We start from the raw sequence: 17,771 nt of genomic DNA, 5'->3' as shown, positions 1-17,771 counted from the left end.
CTATACCTCGGCATAGTCGCGCCGGATTCCTCGATGCCTCCCGGTGACGGGCACTCTGGTCCCGCACGCTTCCACCGGGCCGATACGGTCTGCTGATCATCGGATTGAGCGCTCATGGCGAACGACGTCACCTTCAGGATCACCACGACCTGCTTCGACGAGCACTACACGCCGTCGTCCAGCTCGCGGGCCACCACGAACTTCGCCAACCTCGCCCGCGGTGAGCACCGCCGGCAGAACCTCCGCAACGCCCTGACGATGATCGACCGCCGGTTCAACGACATCGCCCACTGGGACAATCCCGGCCGGGACCGCTACGCCGTCGAGCTCGAGATCGTCTCCGTCGAGGTGCGGTTCCCCGCCGAGGAGGCGGTCCGCGACTTCCCGCTTCTCGAGGTCCTCGACGTCCGGATCGCCGACAGGCTGACCGGCGTGCGCCACCACGGGATCGTCGGCAACAACTTCTCGTCCTACGTCCGCGACTTCGACTTCAGCGTGCGGCTGCCGGCCGCGAACAAGGGGGCGACGGAGTTCACCGTTCCCGAGGACTTCGGCGATCTGCACGGCGCCCTGTTCCAGAGCTTCCTCGACTCCGACGCATACCGGGAGCGCTTCTCGGCGCCGCCCGTCATCTGCATCAGCGTGTCGACGAGCAGGACCTACCACCGGACCTCGAACCACCACCCGATCCTCGGCGTCGAGTACCGGCAGGACGAGCGGTCGTTGACCGACGAGTACTTCGGCCGGATGGGGCTGCAGGTCCGGTACTTCCTGGCACCCGGCTCCGTCGCGCCGCTCGCGTACTACTTCCGCGGCGACCTCCTCAACGACCACTCGAACCTCCAGCTGGCCGGCACGATCAGCACGATGGAGACGTTCCAGAAGATCTACCGCCCGGAGATCTACAACACGAACTCCGCGGCGGCGGACGTCTTCCGGCCGAGCCTCCAGCAGCAGGACTACTCGCGGACGCAGATCGACTACGACCGCGCCGAGCGCGATCGACTCGCCGTCGAGCAGGGCGCGTACACGGCGGAGCACTTCATCGAGCCGCACCGGGAGCTGCTGGACGCCTGGGCGTCGAAGCACCGGACCCCCGCCCGCTGATCAGAGAAGGATCGCCACCCGTGAACACTCTCCTAGCCACCTCCATCGCCGGCAGCCTGCCCAAGCCCTCCTGGCTCGCCGAGCCGGAGACCCTGTGGTCGCCCTGGAAGCTCGCGGGCGACGAGCTGGTCGAGGGCAAGCAGGACGCCCTGCGCATCGCCGCCCACGAGCAGCACCGCCGCGGCATCGACATCATCAGCGACGGCGAGCAGACCCGGCAGCACTTCGTCACGACCTTCATCGAGCACCTCGCCGGAGTGGACCACGTGAACCGCGAGACGGTGCGGATCCGGGACCGCTACGACGCGAGCGTGCCGACCGTCGTCGGCGCCGTGAGCCGCGAGCGACCCGTGTTCGTCGACGACGCGACGTTCCTCCGCCGGCACACGTCGCAGCCGATCAAGTGGGCCCTCCCCGGTCCGATGACCATGATCGACACCCTCGCCGACCGCTACTACGGCAGCCGGGAGGAGCTGGCCTGGGAGTTCGCGGCGATCCTCAATCAGGAGGCGCGGGAGCTCGAGGCCGCCGGGGTGGACATCATCCAGTTCGACGAGCCGGCCTTCAACGTCTTCCACGACGACGTCCGGGACTGGGGGGTCGCGGTCCTGGAGCGGGCGGCGGAGGGGCTGCGCGCCCAGACGGCCGTGCACATCTGCTACGGCTACGGGATCAAGGCCAACACCGACTGGAAGCAGACCCTCGGGCCGGAGTGGCGCCAGTACGAGACGTCGTTCCCGCTCCTCCAGCGCTCCACGATCGACATCGTGTCCCTGGAGTGCCACCACTCCCGCGTCCCGATGGAGCTCATCGAGCTCCTCCGCGGCAAGAAGGTCATGCTCGGCGCGATCGACGTCGCGAGCGAGACCGTCGAGACCCCGGAGGAGGTCGCCGACACCCTCCGCAAGGCACTGCAGTTCGTCGACGCGGCGGACCTCCTGCCGAGCTCGAACTGCGGCCTGGCTCCCCTCCCTCGCGGGGTCGCGCTCGGGAAGCTGAGCGCGCTGACCGCCGGTGCGGCGATCGTCCGCGCGGAGCTCGCCGGCTCGGCACTGTGACCTGACGGCCGTCGCCTCGAAGGCGGGCAGCGACCCGGGCGGTGACTCAGCGGGCGATCTTCTCCTCGAGGACGGCGCACTCCGCCGCGTTGGTGCACAGCGAGAGCGCCCGAGTCCACTCGGCGCGCGCGTCGGCGGCGCGGCCGAGCCGGGCGAGCAGCTCTCCGCGGACCGCGGGGAGGAGGTGACTGCCGGCGAGCCCGCCGCCCGCCTCGAGGTCGTCGACGAGGGCGAGCGCGTCCTGGGGTCCGGTCGACATCGCGACGGCGACCGCCCGGTTGAGCTCGATGATCGGCGAGGGCGTCAGCCGACCGAGCGCCTCGTAGAGCAGCACGATCCTCCGCCAGTCGGTCTCCGCGACCGACGGGGCGACCGCGTGGCACTCCGCGATCGACGCCTGGAGACCGAAGGCACCGAGGCCGCGCGGCGAGACGGCCTGCGCGAGAGCGGCGCGCCCGCGCCGGATCGCGCTGCGGTCCCAGAGCCGACGGTCCTGGTCCTCGAGCAGGATCGCGCGCCCGTCCGCCCCGAGCCGGGCGGGGAACCGGGCGGCGGTGAGCTCGAGCAGGGCGAGGAGCGCGAGCACCTCGGGCTCGGGTGCGAGGGCGACCAGTCCCCGCGCGAGGCGCCTGGCCTCGTCGGCGAGGTCGGTGCGCATCCAGTCGTCCCCGGCGGTGGCGGACGAGCCCTCCGTGAAGATCAGGTAGACCACCTGCAGCACCGAGCCCAGGCGGGCGGGGCGCTCCTCCGCGTCGGGGACGGCGAACGGGATCCGGGCGGCGGAGAGGGTCTTCTTCGCCCTCGTGATCCGGGCCTGGATCGTCGCCACCGGAACGAGGAACGCCTGCGCGATCTCGGTCGTCGTGAGCCCGCCGACCAGCCGCAGCGTCAGCGCGATCCGGGCCTCCTTCGCCAGCAGCGGATGGCAGGCCGTGAACATCAGCGCGAGCACGTCGTCCTCGATGGCGTCGGGGTCGAAGAGCGCATCCGGACCCGGTCCCGCCTCGTCGAGGTCGCGGGCGAGCAGCGCGTACCGCGCGTCGCGCGCCCCGCGCCGGCGGAACGCGTCGATCGCGCGGCGCCGGCCCGTGGTCAGCAGCCAGCCCACCGGCTCCGCCGGCACGCCGCCGACCGCCCAGGAGACGAGCGCTTCCGCGACCGCCTCCTGGGCGAGATCCTCGGCGAGATCGACGTCGCCGGTGTAGCGGGCGAGGGCGCCGACGATACGGGCGGACTCCATCCGCCAGACCGTCTCGACGGCCGCCCTCGCGTCAGAGCTGGCCGGTCTGCTCACGCCAGGCGCGCTCCCGCTGCACGTACTCGTTGTCCTGCGGGAACTCGTCGATCGAGGGGATCCGGCGGATCTCCGCCTTGCCGCCGCCGGTCATCGGCGCGCGCTTGGCCCACTCGACCGCCTCCTGGATCGAGGCGACGTCGAGGACGTAGTAGCCGTTGAACAGCTCCTTCGTCTCCCCGTAGGGCCCGTCCGTGACGACCGGGGTCTCGCCGCTGAAGTCGACGACGACCCCCTGGCTCGGGTCGTCCAGCCCCTCCGCCGCCAGCAGCACGCCGGTCCGGATCAGCTCGTCGTTGAAGCGGCCCATCGACTCCAGCATCTGGCTGAAATCGGTGTTCATCATCGCGGCCAGCGACTCGTCGGTCGCGCGCCAGATCAGCATGTACTTCGGCATCAGGGGATTCCCGTCTCTCAGTGATGGAAGGAGCGTCGTGCGACCTTCTCACCCCGAGGTCGAACGGCGCGATCCCGGATCGACACCCGCCGCGAAGAAAGTTCGACCGGATCGGAGTGGACCGCCGCCCGGACGGCGCTCGCCCGGTCCTGACGGAGCCGTTTCCGGCTGGCCGGCGACACCACGACGACCGAGCACTACCAGGAGCTCACCACCTCCCTCACCCTCACCCCGTCGGCCGGCGCCGCCTCCGCACTCACCCGGGTCGTCGGGTGCGCGCTGATCGCCGCGCGGAGCCGGTCGGAGACCAGGAGGTCTCCCCCGGTGCCGCAGGCGAGGACGTCGACGTCCCAGCGGGCGAGGACGCGGTCGAGGGTCGGCTCGCCGCCGGCGAGGACCGCGGTGGCGAGGACGTCCGCGGTGAGGATGTCGGCCGCGAGGACGGTGACCTGGCGGAAGCGGACTCCGTCCGGGTCGTGCGGGCGCCGCCAGACGTGCTCCCCGCGCTCGGCGGTCCCCGACGTCGCGACGGCGCGCCGATCGCCGGTCAGCGGGACGGCGCACAGCAGTGACCGGCGGTCATCGGGATCGACGATCCCGATCCGGACGGGGTCGGCGTGGGCGGCGGAGGCGGCGTCAACGGCGGCGGCGCGGGATCCGAGGACGTCGCCCCCGACGGTCAGGAGCCACGGCGAGCCGTCGCCGCGCTCCAGCAGCCTCCCGGCCGCCGCGATCGCACGGGCCTTGACCGTGCCGGCGAGGTCGAGCACGCCGTCCGGGCGGTGCGGGGTGAAGGCGCCGTCGGTGGCGGTGCGCCACTCGAGAGCCTCGGCGTAGGCGTCGCGCATCTCCGCGCTCGCATCGGCGAGGCGGAGCCGGCCGTCGGCGATCCTGCTCGCCTCCGACTCCGGCCGGTACAGGCTGAACCGCTCGTCCGCGGACCGGAAGACCGCTTGTATCGCCGCCAGCGGCGCATCGGCCTCGGCCCGGAGGCTCGCGACCGTGCCCATCGTGGGGAAGGTCGAGATCACAGGCCGGCCTGATCGATCGCGGACTGCAGCGAGTCGAGGTAGGCGTCGCTGGTGTAGGTCGCGCCGCTGACCGAGGCGACGTCGGCGCTCTGAGCGGCGAGGACCTCACTGCGCAGGATCGGCGCGGCCCGGTTCGAGATCGAGACCGAGCGGTTCTCCTTGTCCGTCAGCTGCAGCGCGGTGACGTCGGCGATCGCGCCGCCGGCGACGGTGATCGCGACCTGCACGTCGCCGTAGCGGGTCGAGACAGCGGTTCCTGTGTAGGTGCCGTCCGTTCCGCCGGCGCTGTCGGTTCCGCCGGTGCTGTCGGTTCCGCCGATGTCGGCGGGCGCCGGGGTCGCCGACGGGGCGAAGCTCGGCGTCGGGACCTCGAACGTGCCCGAGGCGCTCGAGCCGGACGAGGAGGTCGGAATCGGAGTCGGAGTCGCGACAGCGGGCGCTGCGGCCTCCGGCGCCGGCCCGGCGGGAGTGCTCCCCGCGGCGCCGAGGTCCCAGCCCACGAGGAGGACGGCCGTGGACGCGACGATGCTCGCGAGAGCGGCGCGTGTCCTCACCAGCTGAACCTCTCGACGTGGATCCGGTGCTCGGGGAGGCCCGCGCTGCGGGCGTCGCGGAGGACGAGCTCGCTCCAGGCGTCCGGTCCGCAGACGTAGAGGTCGGAGTCGAGCAGCCGCGGGAACACCGAGGTCAGCGTGACGCCACGCGAAAGCGCCTCGGCGGACAGCCAGGTGTCGATGCCGGACGGGCGATGCCCCCGCATCCAGTAGAGCGTTCCGCCCCCGCGGCGCACGAGCTCGCCCGTCTCGTCCCAGAGGTGGTCCTGGCTGTCGTCGGCCCCGCGCAGGAGGACGGTCGCCTCGCCCGGCTGCAGGGCACTGTGCTCGAGGAGTGCGCGCGCGGGGGTGATGCCGATGCCCGCGGCGACGACGGCGAGGAGTGGAGCGGTGCGCGCAGTGTCGGCGAAGATCCCGTACGGCCCCTCGATCGACACGGCCGTGCCCGGTCGCAGTCGAGCGAGACGGGCGGTGCCCGCGCCCAGCACGCGGACGGTGATCCGGGCGGTGAGGTCGGTCGGGACCGCGGAGAAGGACACGGGGTGGGCGTGCCACCAGGTGCCGGCGCTCCAGAACCGCCAGATCGCGTACTGGCCGCCGACCGCGCCGAGGGCGCGCATCCGTCGCCCGGTCAGGTGCAGCGAGAACACCCCGGGTGCGATCGTCTCGACCGCCTCGACCCGGATGCGGTGGCGGAGGGTGCGCACGACGGGCACCGCGAACCGGAACCAGGCGACGGAGCCGAACGCCGCGACGTAGAGGGCGATCCAGTAGGTGCGCTGCGCGGACCCCTCGGCGAGGACCTGACCGGCGGAGAGCTGATGCGGCACCGCGACGAGCACGGCCGCGTAGCTGAGGAGGTGGATCGCGTGCCACGCCTCGTAGGCGAACCGGCGGCGCACCGCGACGAGCGAGGTGACCACGACGAGCAGCAGCAGCGCGGTCGCGAGCAGGGCGAGCAGCATGTCGCTGCCGGAGTAGAGGGCGAGGCTCTCCTGCACGAGGTCGAGGCCGTCCGTCATCGCGTAGCCGACCGTGAGCAGCACGCCGTGACCGAGGATCAGCAGCAGCGCGGGCTTGCCGAGCCGCCGGTGCAGTGCCATCGCGACGTCCTGACCGAAGGTGCGATCGATCCACGGGATGCGCGCGGCGAGCACCAGCATCAGCAGGAGCAGATCGGTCCCGACCAGCCCGGCGACGATCCCCGCCGCCGACACCGCGGTCGCGAGGTCGATCACGGCCTCGAGACCACCGGAGGCGAGGAACAGCGCGATCGCGACGGCGACCGAGACGACGCACGCGGTCACCAGCGCATCGGCCGAGCGCATACGCCGTCGGAGGGCCCCGCGGCGGCGCTCACCCGAAGAGACGTCCGCCCCCGAGCCCTCCGCCGTGGCGGGAACCGGCCGGACTGTTCGCTGCACCGTGCTCATCGCATCGACCTTCCCTGAGCGTCACCCACCGCGGGGGTCTCCCGCCGGGAGATCAGGATCCGCGACGACGCTATGCACTCCCGATGAACCCGCCATGCCCCGCATCGGAGTGAGCGTCAGGCGGGGCCGTGGCTTCGCACGAGTACGCCAATGGGCCTCGACACGGCGCAGGCCGAGGGGGTGATGCGGAGGGTGGTCTCGGTGGCGAGGTCGCTGGTGATGGCCTGCACCGGGCCGCCGTTGCCGTACTTCGCGCGGTAGGCGCGGTCGATCTCGGCGTCGTGGTCGTGGTCGTGGTCGATCGTGAAGTCGACGTCCTTCGCGACGCCGCCCGCCTCGACCCGGCCCGTCCACGTCGACTGGACGCCGCGGAACCAGCCGCCGTCGGCTCCGTAGACGGAACGGACATAGATCGCGTCGCCGACACGGACCGCCCAGATGATCACGAGGCGGCGCAGGGTGCCGTCCTTCCGACGTCCGGCGATGCGCAGCTCGCTCGCGAGGCCGATGCGCTCGAGCTCGTCGTGAGTCCAGGTCATGGTGAGCTCCTCTTCTTCGGCAGTCTCGTCGGCGGTAGTGGGGACGGTGGCGCCGAGCTGTTGCCGGCGCCACCGTCCGGTGCGCTCAGCCCAGGCGGCCGGCGCGCATCGCGGCGATGACGCCGCCGTCGATCAGCAGGTCGGAGCCGGTGATGAAGGCTCCCTGCGGTCCCATGATGAGCGCGGCCACGTCGGCGACGTCGGTGGGCGTGCCCATCCGGCCCGCCGCGGACGTGCTGATCATCGCGGCGTAGCCTGCGGCGTTGGGGCCGGACATCTCGTCCTGGGCGAGCGGGGTGGAGATGATGCCGGGGCTCATGCAGTTCACGCGGGCGCCGCGGTCACCCCAGGTGACGGCCGAGCCCTGCACGCGCAACGCGTTCGCGCGCTTGGCGAGCGTGTACGCCGCGCCGGAGTTCCCGACCTTCTCGGGGGCGAGGAAGTCGAGCTCGAGCAGCTCCGCGGTGGGGGTGTAGGCGAGGGCGTGCTCGATCTCCTTCGAGTAGCCGTCGCCCATGTGCCCGGCCATGCTCGCGATGACCAGGCCCGAGCCGCCCGGCGCGATGACGCGGCCGAACTCCTCGAGGACGTACGCGGTGCCGAGCAGGTCGACGTGCAGCACGCGCTCGGTGCTGGCCTGCACCGGCGAGACGCCGGCGGCGACGACGACCCGCGTCGCGTCTCCCAGGGCGGCGGCGTCGTCGGCGAGCTGCGCGACCGAGTCCTTGTCCGAGATGTCGATGCGGTGCGTGGAGAGGTCGTAGCCCTCGCCGCGCAGGGTCTCCGCGACGCCGGCCATGGTCTGCTCGTTGAAGTCGGCGAGGATCACGTGACGGCCGACGCCGACGCGACGCCCGATGGCGACGCCGATGCTGCCGGAGCCGATGATGACGGCGATCTCCTGAGTCATGGTGCTTCTTCTTCCTGTCGTGGGTGGACTCCTGTCGTCCGCACCTCGAGTGAAGCGCCGGCGCGCGGAGCCAGGCAGTGACGGCTCTTACCGGTAACGCCCGTACCTGTCACGACGGCGCGGTCGCGCCTACCGTCGAAGTCGTGACGAACGACGATGTGCACGACTTCCTCCGCTCCCGCCGCGCGAGCATCACTCCCGAGATGGTCGGCCTCTCCCCCGGCGGCGGCACCCGCCGCGTGCCGGGACTGCGCCGCGAGGAGGTCGCACTGCTCGCCGGGATCAGCGTCGACTACTACAACCGCTTCGAGCGCGGCAATCTCGCCGGCGCCTCCGAGAGCGTCCTCGACTCCCTCGCCCGCGCCCTGCGCCTGGACGACGCCGAACGCGCCCACCTCTTCGACCTCGCCCGAGCCGCGACGGTCGGCCCGCGCCTGGGCCGGCGCCGCAGCGCGCCGAAGCTGCGCGCGAGCGTCCAGCAGCTGCTCGACGGCATGACGACGATCCCCGCCTTCGTGCAGAACGGCCGGCTGGACGTCCTCGGGATGAACGACCTGGCCCGCGCGCTCTATCACCGCGACGAGGACCCGGATGTGAAGCCGCAGAACTTCGCCCGCTACCTCTTCCTCGACCCCGCCTCGATCGACGAGCTCGCCGACTGGCGCGGCATGGCCGAGGACGTCGTCGCGATCCTGCGCCAGGAGGCCGGCCGCGACCCGCACAGCACCGAACTGTCGAACCTCATCGGCGAGCTCTCCACCCGCAGCAGCGACTTCCGCACGATGTGGGCCTCGCACCGCGTCCACTTCCACCGCACCGGCACCAAGCAGTTCCACCACCGCGACGTCGGCGACCTCGAGCTCTCCTTCGAGGCGATGCAGCTCCCGGGCGACGACGGCCTCACCCTCATCGCCTACTCCGCCGAGCCCGGCACCCGCTCGCACGACGCGCTCGCACTGCTCGCGTCGCTGCGCGCCACGGCCCGTCGGCAGAAGAGCACTGCCGCGGCCCAGGAGCAGGACGGCGGCTGACGACTCGATGCCCCACTGGGCATTCGAGTGGGCCCCTTCAGTACCGGAAGAGAGGGTCGCAGAAGTGGTCCGGCGGCGCGGTCGGGGCTGCGGGCGCTCAGCGAGCGGTCGGCTCCCAGCGGACGACGTCGAGTTCCTGGAAGTCGACGACCTCGGTCGCCCAGCGGTCCCGGACGAACGCGACGTGGTCGGGGTGCTCGTTGTACGCGGCGTAGGCCGCGCGGTCGGCGAAGACCATCGAGAAGTGCCAGGTCAGGTCGCTCTTCGGGCTGACCTGCCTGGCGACGGTGAAGTCCTGCACGCCGGGGATCGCGGCGAGGATCCGGCGGGCGTCGACGAGGAAGAGCTCCTCCTCGGGCGAGCCCGCGACGTGGACGAGCGAGAACGCGACGGTGTGCTGCAGCGCGGCGCCGATCCCGCCCTCCCCCGACGCCTGCGGGCGGGCCGTCTCGGCTGGATCCGCGATCGGCGCGTCGTGCTGACTCACGAGGGAGCTCCGCTCGTCTCGAGGGGGTAGTCGACGAAGGCGAACGCGGAGCCGTCGGGGGTCCAGCTGGGCACGTTGATGGTGCCCTGTCCGCCGAAGAGCTCCACGATGGTGGTGGGCTCGGTCCAGGCGCCGACTGTCACGAGGCGCAGCTGCACGGGCAGGTTCCCGGGGTGGCCGGTCGTGCCGGGCGGGAAGCTGAGGTATGCGACGACCTCGCCGGTCGGGTCGATGTGCGGGAACCAGTTCACCCGCTCGTCGAAGGTGAGCTGCTCGAGGCCGGTGCCGTCCTCGCGGATGCGGGCGAGCTGAGCGTGGCCGGGCTCGGTGCTGAACTGCTCCGTGTTGAAGAGGATCCACTCCCCGTCCGGCGTCCACTCGCTGCCGTCGGCGGGGCCGGGGTGGTCGGTCACCGCCCGGTCGTCGCCGCCGGTGCTCGCCATCGTGTGGATCTTCGCGGACGCCCACCAGTTCTCGCCCTCGGGCTCGAGGCGCACGTAGGCGAGCCGCTCACCGTCGGGGCGGACTCCGTGCAGGAAGTGCAGCGCGCCGTCCTCCTCGGTGAGCCGCGTGGGCCGGCCGCCCGCGAGCGGCACCGACCAGACGTGCCAGTCGTTCGCGGAGGCGAAGACGACGTCGCCGGCGGGAGCGAGAACGTGGTCGTTGTTGACCGGCGGCAGCCCCGGGGCGTCGATCGCCACCGGCGCCGCGGAGCCGTCGGCCGGCAGGAGCCAGAGCCGGCCCTGCGCGTTGACGAGGAGGCGGTCGTCGCGGGTCCAGTTCGGCGCCTCGAACTGCAGCTCGGTCGACTCGGCGACCGTGCGGGTCGTGCCGGTGGCGCGGTCCCAGATCCGGATGCGGGAACGCTGGCCGGGCAGCAGCTGCGGCAGCGGGGGGCTCTCGATCACGATTGCTCCTCGGCGTTCTGCTTCAAGGCGACCTGCTCCTCGGCGATCTGCGCGCGCAGGCCCTCGACGATCAGGTCGTGGTCCTCCTCCGAGGAGAGCCCCGAGGCGGTGGCGACGGCGACGACACCGACGCCGCGCACCCGGATCGGGACCGCGCCGGCGGTGACGGCGTAGCGGTGGTCGAGCCAGCCGATGCTCGCCGGGTCGAAGCCGGCGAAGCGCGCCTCGACGAGCGCGCCCGAGGCCTCCATCCGCAGGACGAGGGCGGCCTTGCGCTGGATCCAGACCTCCTGGTCCGGGGTGGTGCCGGGCAGCATCGCCCGGAAGAGCGTCAGGCCGGGGCGCTGGATGTCGATGCCGACCCGCAGCCCGCGCTCGATGGCGAGAGCGGCGAGGCGCGTGCCCAGCCGGTAGGCGGTGGCGCTGTCGAAGCGGTCGAAGACCAGCTCCCGGTCCTGCTCCTCCAGCTCGGCGAGGCGCGCGGCGGCGCCGTCCGCGCTCACGCGGCGACCTCGTCACGGACGGCGCCGACCGCTCCGAGCTGCACCGGGTGAGCGTGCAGGGCGTGCGCGAACGTCCCGGCGTTCCGGCCGGGGCCGACGATCCCCCGGCGCAGCGCGGGCTCGCCCGGCGCGGGCAGGTACAGGTCGGGAGTGGGGAGAGGGGTGGGCAGCACTGCGCCTCCTGGATCGTCGACGGTCCGCTCCGGATCCGTCGCATCGAAGCACCCAGTCTTCCACGGGTCGAATCCGAGCCGACGACGGCAGCGGCCCGCGCAGTGCCGTCAGCCGGCGTTCATCGTCTGAGCACTCGGGTCATCCTCGCCACGGACGAGACGACGATCGAGGACCAACGGCCCTACTCCCGTGCCCAGTGCGCGCGCAGTGTGGAGACAACGGCTTGCGCCGCCCCCCTCGGAGAGTCACCCCGTGCGCGCTCGTCGTCCGAGAATGCCCGTTCGCCGACACTCACTGCGTCGCCGACCATGAAGGAGACCGCTGTGACCACCCTCGTCGCCTGGGCCGGCACGACCGCCGCCCTCACCGCCCTCGACTGGGCCGTCGCCCGCGAGTACCTTCTCGACCGCCACGTCGTCCTCTGCCACGTCGCGGCCCCCGACGACGAGCGGCCGATCTCGAGAGCCGCACTCGACGACCTCGCCGCAACGCTGCAGCAGGACCGCACGGGCATCCGCTTCACCGCGGAGCTGCTGCACGGCGACCTCGTCGAACAGCTCGAACGCCGATGCCTCCTCGACGGGACCCTCCTCGTCCTCGGAACCGACACCCGCAACGAGCACCCCCGGCGATTCGAGCATTCCCTCGGGATGAGGCTCACGCAGCGCGGCGCGATCGCAGCCGTCATCGTTCCCATCGACGCGAAACACGGCGCCGCCCACGTCGCGGTCGGCGTCAACGGATCCTCGGCGTCACTCGCCGCGCTCGACTTCGCCGCCGCAGAGGCCGATCGCTGCTCGGAGACCCTTCTGGTGGTCCGCAGCTGGCAGCTCCCGCGCATCGACGAGGACTCGGCCGACAACCCCGCGACCCGGACCGACTTCATCCCCGAGAACCGGCGCCTCAGGACCCTCGACGCTCTCGCTCCGGCCCGCGAACGGTTCCCCCACCTCCGAGTGGAGCTGCGCTTCACGCACGGAGGCACCGTGCAGAGCCTCCTCGCGTCAGCGAGCGACGCCGGCCTCCTCGTCCTCGGCACGGACGCCCCCGCTCTCCGCCGAGCCGGAGAGCGCATCAGCCACGCGCTGGTCCTGTCGACTCACACAGCTCTCGCGGTGATCCCCCCGCACCCCATCCGGCCGCTGCTCCCGACCGCCACCGCGAGCTGGAGTGTCACCGCGTGACACTCTCCTCCGCCACCGTGTCCACCGCAGACCTCGGCGACGCCGGGACGGACGGCGACCACCTGCCCTGAACCGTTCTCTCGGACGGCGAGCACGGCCCGTGAGGACGGTCGAGCGGCTGGTCACCGGGCGTGCGCCGTCGCCAGTTCCCCCCAGTGCGTCGTCGCGCGCAGCGAGAGCGCGCCGCGCTTCATCGTCCACACCGGCCCCTTGCGGATCCCCGCGAGCCCGAGGCCGACCGCGGAGCGGCCGTGGCGCTTCGTGACGGCGTCGATGGTCGGCCTCACGTAGCAAGCGTGACAACGCCCTCCTGTACAGCGCCGGACGATCATCCAGGGGCGCGGCGTCGACCACGTGTTCGAATCCGCTGAGCGTGAGCCGATCCCACCGACACTCCCCTTTCGGCCCGGTCGCCGTCGACGGACCGGCGCAATCGGAGATCGACCGGATGCGCAGACCGCGTTCGCTGAGGAACCGCGTTCGGGAAGTCGATCGACGACTCGCCCAAAGGGTCGGACGAGCTCGAGGACGGCGCGGAGGCGACGACGATCGTTCTGACTCATCCCTTCGTAGTCGAGCTCCGAGGCGTCGGAGATGCAGGCGAGGAGGACCGCTGCGCGCGAGGGCAGGTGGTCCGCGACCATGAGCCCTCCGACGAGTGCGAGGTTCTCAGCGATGCCGGAGCCGGCGACCTCGACGACGGTCTGCCAGGCGGGGAGGAGGTCGTCGTCCGACGCTGGTGCACACGCGCGGCGAGTTCACCCACTCCGCGCAGCTACCCGAACGATCCCCAGCGAGAAGGACCACCGCTACCAAGGCACCGAATGCGACCGCGAGCCACCACCATCGAACGCGACGCCGTACCGATGAACCCATGACGAGACGGTACGACGACGGTGCCTCGTCGCGGGGTGATCAGGCCTCGACGGCCCATCTGCGTGGACACGTGCCGACCCCTCAACGGACGTCCGCTCGACCATGCTCACACGGACGCTGCTTCGGCAGCATGGGAGGCGGCCTTCCCGGCGCTCGTACTGTGGTCTACTGGGCACGCTTTCTAGGGGGATGGAACGATGGACGACGCTTCTGCTCGATCACGCTGGGTGCGCTTCTGGGATCAGGGCCGCTGGTGGAAGGCACTGCTGCTCACCGTCGGATACCTCGCGCTCTACCAGGCGGCCTCCCTGCTCCTGCTGCCCCTGGTCCCCCTCATCGGCGACGAGAACTCGGGCAGCTACGTCGTCGTGCTCATCGTCGCCCCGATCCTGATCGGCGGCCTCCTCCTGGTCGGCTTCGGCGCGAGCACGCGATGGCTGCGGAGTACCTTCTCCCGGCAGGAGATCCGCGGGCGCGGCTGGATGTGGATCGCGGTCGTCGTCGTGCTGCTGTTCAACGTGCTGCGCTTCGCGAGCATCGACTACGGCGCCGCGGGATTCGACTGGGTGGCCGCGTGGCTCCTCGCCGGGCTGGTCATCGGCTTCGCCGAGGAGGTGCTGACCCGCGGCTACGTCGTTCGCATCATGCGCTCCTCCGGCCGATCCGAGATCGCCGTCGGCCTCGTGTCGGCCGCGCTGTTCGCCGTCCTGCACGCGTCCAACTTCTTCCTCGGCCAGGCGCTCGTAGCGACGGCGCTGCAGATCCTCTACACCTTCTTCTTCGGCTTCTGCATGTACCTCGCGCTCCGCGTGACCCGCACGATCCTCGCGCCGATCCTGCTGCACGCGAGCACCGACCCCAGCATCTTCATGCAGGCCACCCACCCGGCGGCCGGGCCCCTCGGATCCGTCGCCCAGCTCGGCAACATCGTCGTCATCCTGGCCGGCGCCGTCCTGCTCGTGGTCTTCGTCCTCACCGAGCGACGGGAAGGCGTGTCGCTCCCCGGGGGTCCTCGGCCCGGTCCGCCAGCCAGGCGATGAGGCGGCGGAGGATCTCGCGATGCTCGGGCGACTCGAAGGAGCGGACGTCGTGACCCAGGGCGTCGTAGGCCGCGCGTCCGCGATCCTCGGAGGCCGCGCGCAGCCAGATCAGGGGGTGCGCGAGGCCGTCGTGCTCGTGGACGGCCACGACCTCGATGTCCTCCGCTGTGCGGAGGCGGGCGTACCTCTCGTCGTGCAGCACGAAGTCCCCCATCCCCGTCGTGAGGGGATGCCCGAGCAGACGGACACGGCTCTCGCCCTGATCGGGGTGGAACGATACGCCCCGCTCCCACCGTCCGCCGAGGGCCAGCTCCCACTCCGGCGCGTCGACGAGGCTCGTCGAGGAGGCGTGCACAGCGAGCACGGGGGCACCTGACGTGAGCAGGCGCCGGAAGCCGGCCCGCGCCGTCGCGGCGGGCGACGGGGACCCGTCCCGGGGCAGCCCGATGTTCACCACGACGAGGTCCGGAGCGTCCTCGAACCGCTCCAGCGCGTCGTCGACGTCCGGCGCGACGGTGACCGTGAAGCCCGACTCGCGCAGGATCCCGCCGATGCACTCGGTCGTCTCGGCGAAGGGATGCCAAGGATCCGCGTAGCGGCCGGCACCGGAGAGGACGAGGGCGGAGAGGAATCGCGACACGCTCGGGAGCCTAGACGGGGGTGCGGGACGGCGTGCGTCTGTGTTTGCATGTGTGCGTTCGTCCGATACCGCACACAGGAGGTCGCCCATGGTCGCCGCCGCACGCCGAGACGCCGTCCTCCGCGAGCTGGAGCTCCGGGGATCGGTCTCCAGCGCCGCGCTCGCCCTCCGGTTCCGGACGTCGCAGATGACGGTGCGGCGCGACCTCGGAGCGCTCGAGGCCGACGGGCTGCTCGTGCGGGTGCACGGCGGAGCAGTGTCGCCGGCGGTGGCGGCGCAACAGCAGAACCGGACCGATCCGACGGCCGTCCGCGCGGCGGAGCGACCGGTCGCGACGATCGGGATGATCGTGCCGACGAGCACCTACTACTTCCCCGAGGTGATCCGGGGCGCCGGCCAGGCGGCGCGGGAGCTCAACTGCCGCCTCGTCGTCGGGGCGACCAGCTACTCCGAGGCGGAGGAGCTGCGCCAGGCACGGCGGCTCATCGATCGCGGCGTCGACGCTCTCCTGATCACTCCACGGGACGCGCTGCGCGAAGGATCGGAGCTCCTCGATCTGCTCGAGAGCGCGGGCCTCCCGGTCGTGATCATCGAGCGCTCCATCGAGGAGTCGATCGCCGCGCGCCTGGAGTGCGTCCGCTCCGATCACAGCTACGGCACCGAGATCGCGGTCCGGCACCTCCTCGAGCAGGGGCACCACCGCATCGCTCTCGCGGCGCGGCCCGTCGCGACCGCCGCGGGGCTGACCGTCGGCTACGAGCGCGCGATGCGCTCCACGGGCGGCGGCAGGAAGGGCGACCGCCTCCTGCGCGAGCTCTCGCATCCGCCGGTCGGCCAGAGCGTCTCGATCCCCGAGCTCACCGCGTTCCTCGACGACTGCCTCGACGCCGGCGTCACCGCGGCGATCGTGCTCGGCGACGCCGACTCGATGGCCTTCACGGACCTCGTCCTGGAGCGCGGACTGCGGGTGCCGCAGGACTTCGGCGTCATCGCCTACGACGACGAGATCTCCGCGCTGGCCGCGGTCCCCCTGACCGCGGTCGCTCCTCCGAAGCACGAGCTCGGCCACACCGCGCTGCGCCTCTGCGTCGACCGCCTGCGCCTCGGCGACCAGCGCGCGCGCACGGTGGTGCGGATGATCCTGCTGCCGGCCCTCGTCGTCCGGGAGTCGACGGTCCGCGACGCGGCTTCTGTGCGTTGATGTGCGTTTGACGCTGCGCTCCTTGTCGCGTCGCGGCCGGGGATCGATGATCGATCCACACCGACCGCTGTTGTCCGAAGGAGCACACCATGCGCACCCGCCGCCTCCCCCTCGCCGCCGCCGCCCTGGCGACGACGATCGCCCTCGCCGGTTGCTCGTCCGGGGGCTCGAGCGCCGCCGACACCCCGCAGGGGCCGCCCGCCGGCGACATCACCTTCTGGTCGTCCCTCAGCGGGATGGCCGACGTCGTCGACGCCTTCAACGCGACCCAGGACGACATCACGGTCGCGTTCGAGGAGATCCCGAACGGCGCGAACGGCGGCTACACCAAGCTCGCCGCCGCGATCACCTCCGGCACCGGCCCGGACGTCGTCGGCATCGAGTACGACCGCCTGCCGAGCTTCGTCGCGGCCGGCCAGGTCCTGCCCCTGGACGACGTGATCGGCGAGGACGTCCGCACCGCCTACGACGACCAGGTCGAGAACCTCGTGACGTTCGGCGACGACTCCTACGCCCTCCCCTACGACGCACCGCCGCTGACCATGTGGTATCGGCAGGACGTCCTGGACGCGGCCGGAGTAGGAGTCCCGGCGACCTGGGCGGAGTTCGAGGACGCGGCCCGCGCGGTGAAGGCCTGGAACCCCGACGCCTACCTCGCCAGCTACTTCACCAACGAGCCTCCGCTCGCTCCGCTCGCCTGGCAGGCGGGCGCGGAGTGGTTCACCGCCGAGGACGACCACTGGAACGTCGCGATCGACGACGCGGTCTCCGAGAAGGTCGCCGGCTTCTGGCAGCGCCTCATCGACGAGGACCTCGTGAAGAAGCAGCTCGGGTTCAGCGACGAGTGGACGGCCGATCTCGGTGACGGGACGGTGAACGGCTGGATCGGCGGCTCGTGGAGCGCGTCCGGCCTGAAGACCCGCACCGAGGGCGCCGGCCAGGCGGGGAAGTGGATCGCCGCCGCACCGCCCTCGTGGGGGGACGAGCCCAGCGGAGCACTGAGCGGCGGGACGGGGTTCGCGATCGCCGAGGGCACCGACGACTCTCCCGCCGCCGCGGTGTTCCTCGAGTGGCTGACCACGACCACCGCAGCGGTGGAGGCGCGCGGCGCCGTGGGCACCGCCTATCTCGCCTATCCCGGGCTGAACGACGCCGCGGCGTCCGTCGCGCCGGTCGACTACTACGCGAACGACATCTACGCGGTGTTCGACGAGGCCTCGGCGGATCTCGCTCCGTGGGCGTGGGGGCCGAGCTACGACCTCACCAGCACCGCGCTGAAGGACTCGGTGACCGCCGAGCCCTCGCTCTCCGAGGCGCTGCAGAGCACGCAGACGGCCACGGTCGACGGACTCGAGCGCCTCGGCCTCGAGGTCTCCCAGTGATCTCCGCTCGGGCGAGCGCCTC

Annotated in this window: 20 protein-coding genes; 7 read left to right on the top strand and 13 right to left on the bottom strand. The window is 71.9% G+C overall.

The features are described 5' to 3' along the window. The first annotated feature begins 114 nt into the window (after positions 1-114). Positions 115-1,107, top strand: coding sequence for a putative oxygenase MesX (locus HQQ86_RS18875; protein WP_173289941.1), 993 nt, complete (start codon positions 115-117; stop codon positions 1,105-1,107). Between the two features lie 20 nt (positions 1,108-1,127). Beyond that, positions 1,128-2,165 (top strand): methionine synthase, encoded by a 1,038-nt coding sequence (locus HQQ86_RS18870; protein WP_173289939.1) that lies wholly within the window; start codon positions 1,128-1,130, stop codon positions 2,163-2,165. A gap of 46 nt (positions 2,166-2,211) precedes the next feature. Here the strand turns inward: HQQ86_RS18870 and HQQ86_RS18865 are convergent, their stop codons facing one another. From HQQ86_RS18865 to HQQ86_RS18835, 7 genes are all read right to left on the bottom strand, one after another. Next, the gene (locus tag HQQ86_RS18865; protein ID WP_173289937.1) at positions 2,212-3,405 is read right to left on the bottom strand and encodes an RNA polymerase sigma factor; all 1,194 of its coding nucleotides are present in this window, start codon (positions 3,403-3,405) and stop codon (positions 2,212-2,214) included. A gap of 31 nt (positions 3,406-3,436) precedes the next feature. Continuing rightward, positions 3,437-3,856, bottom strand: coding sequence for a YciI family protein (locus HQQ86_RS18860; RefSeq protein ID WP_173289935.1), 420 nt, complete (start codon positions 3,854-3,856; stop codon positions 3,437-3,439). Between the two features lie 197 nt (positions 3,857-4,053). Then, on the bottom strand, positions 4,054-4,887 hold the full coding sequence (locus tag HQQ86_RS18855) for an FAD:protein FMN transferase (protein ID WP_367948736.1): 834 nt from the start codon (positions 4,885-4,887) through the stop codon (positions 4,054-4,056). Continuing rightward, positions 4,884-5,441 (bottom strand): FMN-binding protein, encoded by a 558-nt coding sequence (locus HQQ86_RS18850; protein WP_173289934.1) that lies wholly within the window; start codon positions 5,439-5,441, stop codon positions 4,884-4,886. Before HQQ86_RS18850 ends, HQQ86_RS18855 begins: the two co-directional genes overlap by 4 nt. Beyond that, positions 5,438-6,748 carry a ferric reductase-like transmembrane domain-containing protein gene (locus tag HQQ86_RS18845; RefSeq protein WP_367948735.1) on the bottom strand — a complete coding sequence of 437 codons (1,311 nt, stop codon included), beginning with the start codon at positions 6,746-6,748 and terminating at the stop codon, positions 5,438-5,440. Before HQQ86_RS18845 ends, HQQ86_RS18850 begins: the two co-directional genes overlap by 4 nt. Positions 6,749-6,990: 242 nt before the next feature. Beyond that, positions 6,991-7,413 (bottom strand): DUF2255 family protein, encoded by a 423-nt coding sequence (locus tag HQQ86_RS18840; protein ID WP_173289930.1) that lies wholly within the window; start codon positions 7,411-7,413, stop codon positions 6,991-6,993. An 85-nt stretch (positions 7,414-7,498) separates the two neighbouring features. After that, positions 7,499-8,323 carry an SDR family oxidoreductase gene (locus tag HQQ86_RS18835; protein ID WP_173289928.1) on the bottom strand — a complete coding sequence of 275 codons (825 nt, stop codon included), beginning with the start codon at positions 8,321-8,323 and terminating at the stop codon, positions 7,499-7,501. Positions 8,324-8,466: 143 nt separating this feature from the next. Here HQQ86_RS18835 and HQQ86_RS18830 point away from each other — a divergent pair, with 143 nt between their 5' ends. Then, positions 8,467-9,354, top strand: coding sequence for a helix-turn-helix transcriptional regulator (locus HQQ86_RS18830; RefSeq protein WP_367948734.1), 888 nt, complete (start codon positions 8,467-8,469; stop codon positions 9,352-9,354). 97 nt (positions 9,355-9,451) lie between these two features. On the opposite strand, the gene HQQ86_RS18825 is transcribed toward HQQ86_RS18830, so the two are convergent. Genes HQQ86_RS18825 through HQQ86_RS18810 form a run of 4 tightly spaced genes read right to left on the bottom strand, consistent with a single transcriptional unit; the run spans position 9,452 to position 11,425 of the window. Then, complete coding sequence (locus tag HQQ86_RS18825; protein WP_367948733.1) at positions 9,452-9,841, bottom strand: Dabb family protein; 390 nt, start codon at positions 9,839-9,841, stop codon at positions 9,452-9,454. Continuing rightward, positions 9,838-10,749, bottom strand: a complete 912-nt coding sequence (locus HQQ86_RS18820) for a hypothetical protein (RefSeq protein WP_367948732.1) — start codon at positions 10,747-10,749, stop codon at positions 9,838-9,840. Before HQQ86_RS18820 ends, HQQ86_RS18825 begins: the two co-directional genes overlap by 4 nt. After that, positions 10,746-11,252 (bottom strand): heme-binding protein, encoded by a 507-nt coding sequence (locus HQQ86_RS18815; RefSeq protein WP_173289926.1) that lies wholly within the window; start codon positions 11,250-11,252, stop codon positions 10,746-10,748. Before HQQ86_RS18815 ends, HQQ86_RS18820 begins: the two co-directional genes overlap by 4 nt. Then, complete coding sequence (locus HQQ86_RS18810) at positions 11,249-11,425, bottom strand: hypothetical protein (RefSeq protein WP_173289924.1); 177 nt, start codon at positions 11,423-11,425, stop codon at positions 11,249-11,251. Before HQQ86_RS18810 ends, HQQ86_RS18815 begins: the two co-directional genes overlap by 4 nt. Positions 11,426-11,749: 324 nt before the next feature. Between HQQ86_RS18810 and HQQ86_RS22185 the strand changes: the two genes are divergently transcribed. Beyond that, complete coding sequence (locus tag HQQ86_RS22185) at positions 11,750-12,610, top strand: universal stress protein (protein ID WP_173289922.1); 861 nt, start codon at positions 11,750-11,752, stop codon at positions 12,608-12,610. Positions 12,611-12,732: 122 nt separating this feature from the next. Here HQQ86_RS22185 and HQQ86_RS18800 read toward each other — a convergent pair whose 3' ends face one another. Then, positions 12,733-12,897 carry a DUF4113 domain-containing protein gene (locus tag HQQ86_RS18800; protein WP_367948731.1) on the bottom strand — a complete coding sequence of 55 codons (165 nt, stop codon included), beginning with the start codon at positions 12,895-12,897 and terminating at the stop codon, positions 12,733-12,735. Between the two features lie 786 nt (positions 12,898-13,683). Between HQQ86_RS18800 and HQQ86_RS18795 the strand changes: the two genes are divergently transcribed. Beyond that, positions 13,684-14,526, top strand: a complete 843-nt coding sequence (locus HQQ86_RS18795; RefSeq protein ID WP_173289920.1) for a CPBP family intramembrane glutamic endopeptidase — start codon at positions 13,684-13,686, stop codon at positions 14,524-14,526. Here the strand turns inward: HQQ86_RS18795 and HQQ86_RS18790 are convergent. Continuing rightward, positions 14,459-15,166: a ThuA domain-containing protein gene (locus HQQ86_RS18790; protein ID WP_367948730.1), complete on the bottom strand. Its 708-nt coding sequence runs from the start codon at positions 15,164-15,166 to the stop codon at positions 14,459-14,461. The genes HQQ86_RS18795 and HQQ86_RS18790 overlap by 68 nt on opposite strands. A gap of 88 nt (positions 15,167-15,254) precedes the next feature. On the opposite strand from HQQ86_RS18790, the gene HQQ86_RS18785 reads away from it, so the two are divergent. Together HQQ86_RS18785 and HQQ86_RS18780 are read left to right on the top strand one after the other, a co-directional pair. Continuing rightward, positions 15,255-16,367: a substrate-binding domain-containing protein gene (locus tag HQQ86_RS18785; RefSeq protein WP_173289916.1), complete on the top strand. Its 1,113-nt coding sequence runs from the start codon at positions 15,255-15,257 to the stop codon at positions 16,365-16,367. Between the two features lie 89 nt (positions 16,368-16,456). Further along, a complete protein-coding gene (locus HQQ86_RS18780) occupies positions 16,457-17,749 on the top strand; it encodes an ABC transporter substrate-binding protein (protein ID WP_173289914.1) in 1,293 nt (430 codons plus the stop codon). The last annotated feature ends 22 nt before the right edge of the window (positions 17,750-17,771 follow it).

The organism is Rathayibacter sp. VKM Ac-2857, assembly GCF_013205025.1.
GTDB lineage: Bacteria > Actinomycetota > Actinomycetes > Actinomycetales > Microbacteriaceae > Rathayibacter.
Note: the sequence above shows the minus strand (reverse complement) of the source record. Positions and strands in the feature narration are given on the sequence as shown.

Coding starts and splice junctions, on each gene's coding strand:
- HQQ86_RS18835 (WP_173289928.1), bottom strand. CDS start 8,323: ATGACTCAGGAGATCGCCGTCATCATCGGCTCCGGCAGCATCGGCGTC.
- HQQ86_RS18860 (WP_173289935.1), bottom strand. CDS start 3,856: ATGCCGAAGTACATGCTGATCTGGCGCGCGACCGACGAGTCGCTGGCC.
- HQQ86_RS18865 (WP_173289937.1), bottom strand. CDS start 3,405: ATGGAGTCCGCCCGTATCGTCGGCGCCCTCGCCCGCTACACCGGCGAC.
- HQQ86_RS18840 (WP_173289930.1), bottom strand. CDS start 7,413: ATGACCTGGACTCACGACGAGCTCGAGCGCATCGGCCTCGCGAGCGAG.
- HQQ86_RS18785 (WP_173289916.1), top strand. CDS start 15,255: ATGGTCGCCGCCGCACGCCGAGACGCCGTCCTCCGCGAGCTGGAGCTC.
- HQQ86_RS18795 (WP_173289920.1), top strand. CDS start 13,684: ATGGACGACGCTTCTGCTCGATCACGCTGGGTGCGCTTCTGGGATCAG.
- HQQ86_RS18875 (WP_173289941.1), top strand. CDS start 115: ATGGCGAACGACGTCACCTTCAGGATCACCACGACCTGCTTCGACGAG.
- HQQ86_RS18780 (WP_173289914.1), top strand. CDS start 16,457: ATGCGCACCCGCCGCCTCCCCCTCGCCGCCGCCGCCCTGGCGACGACG.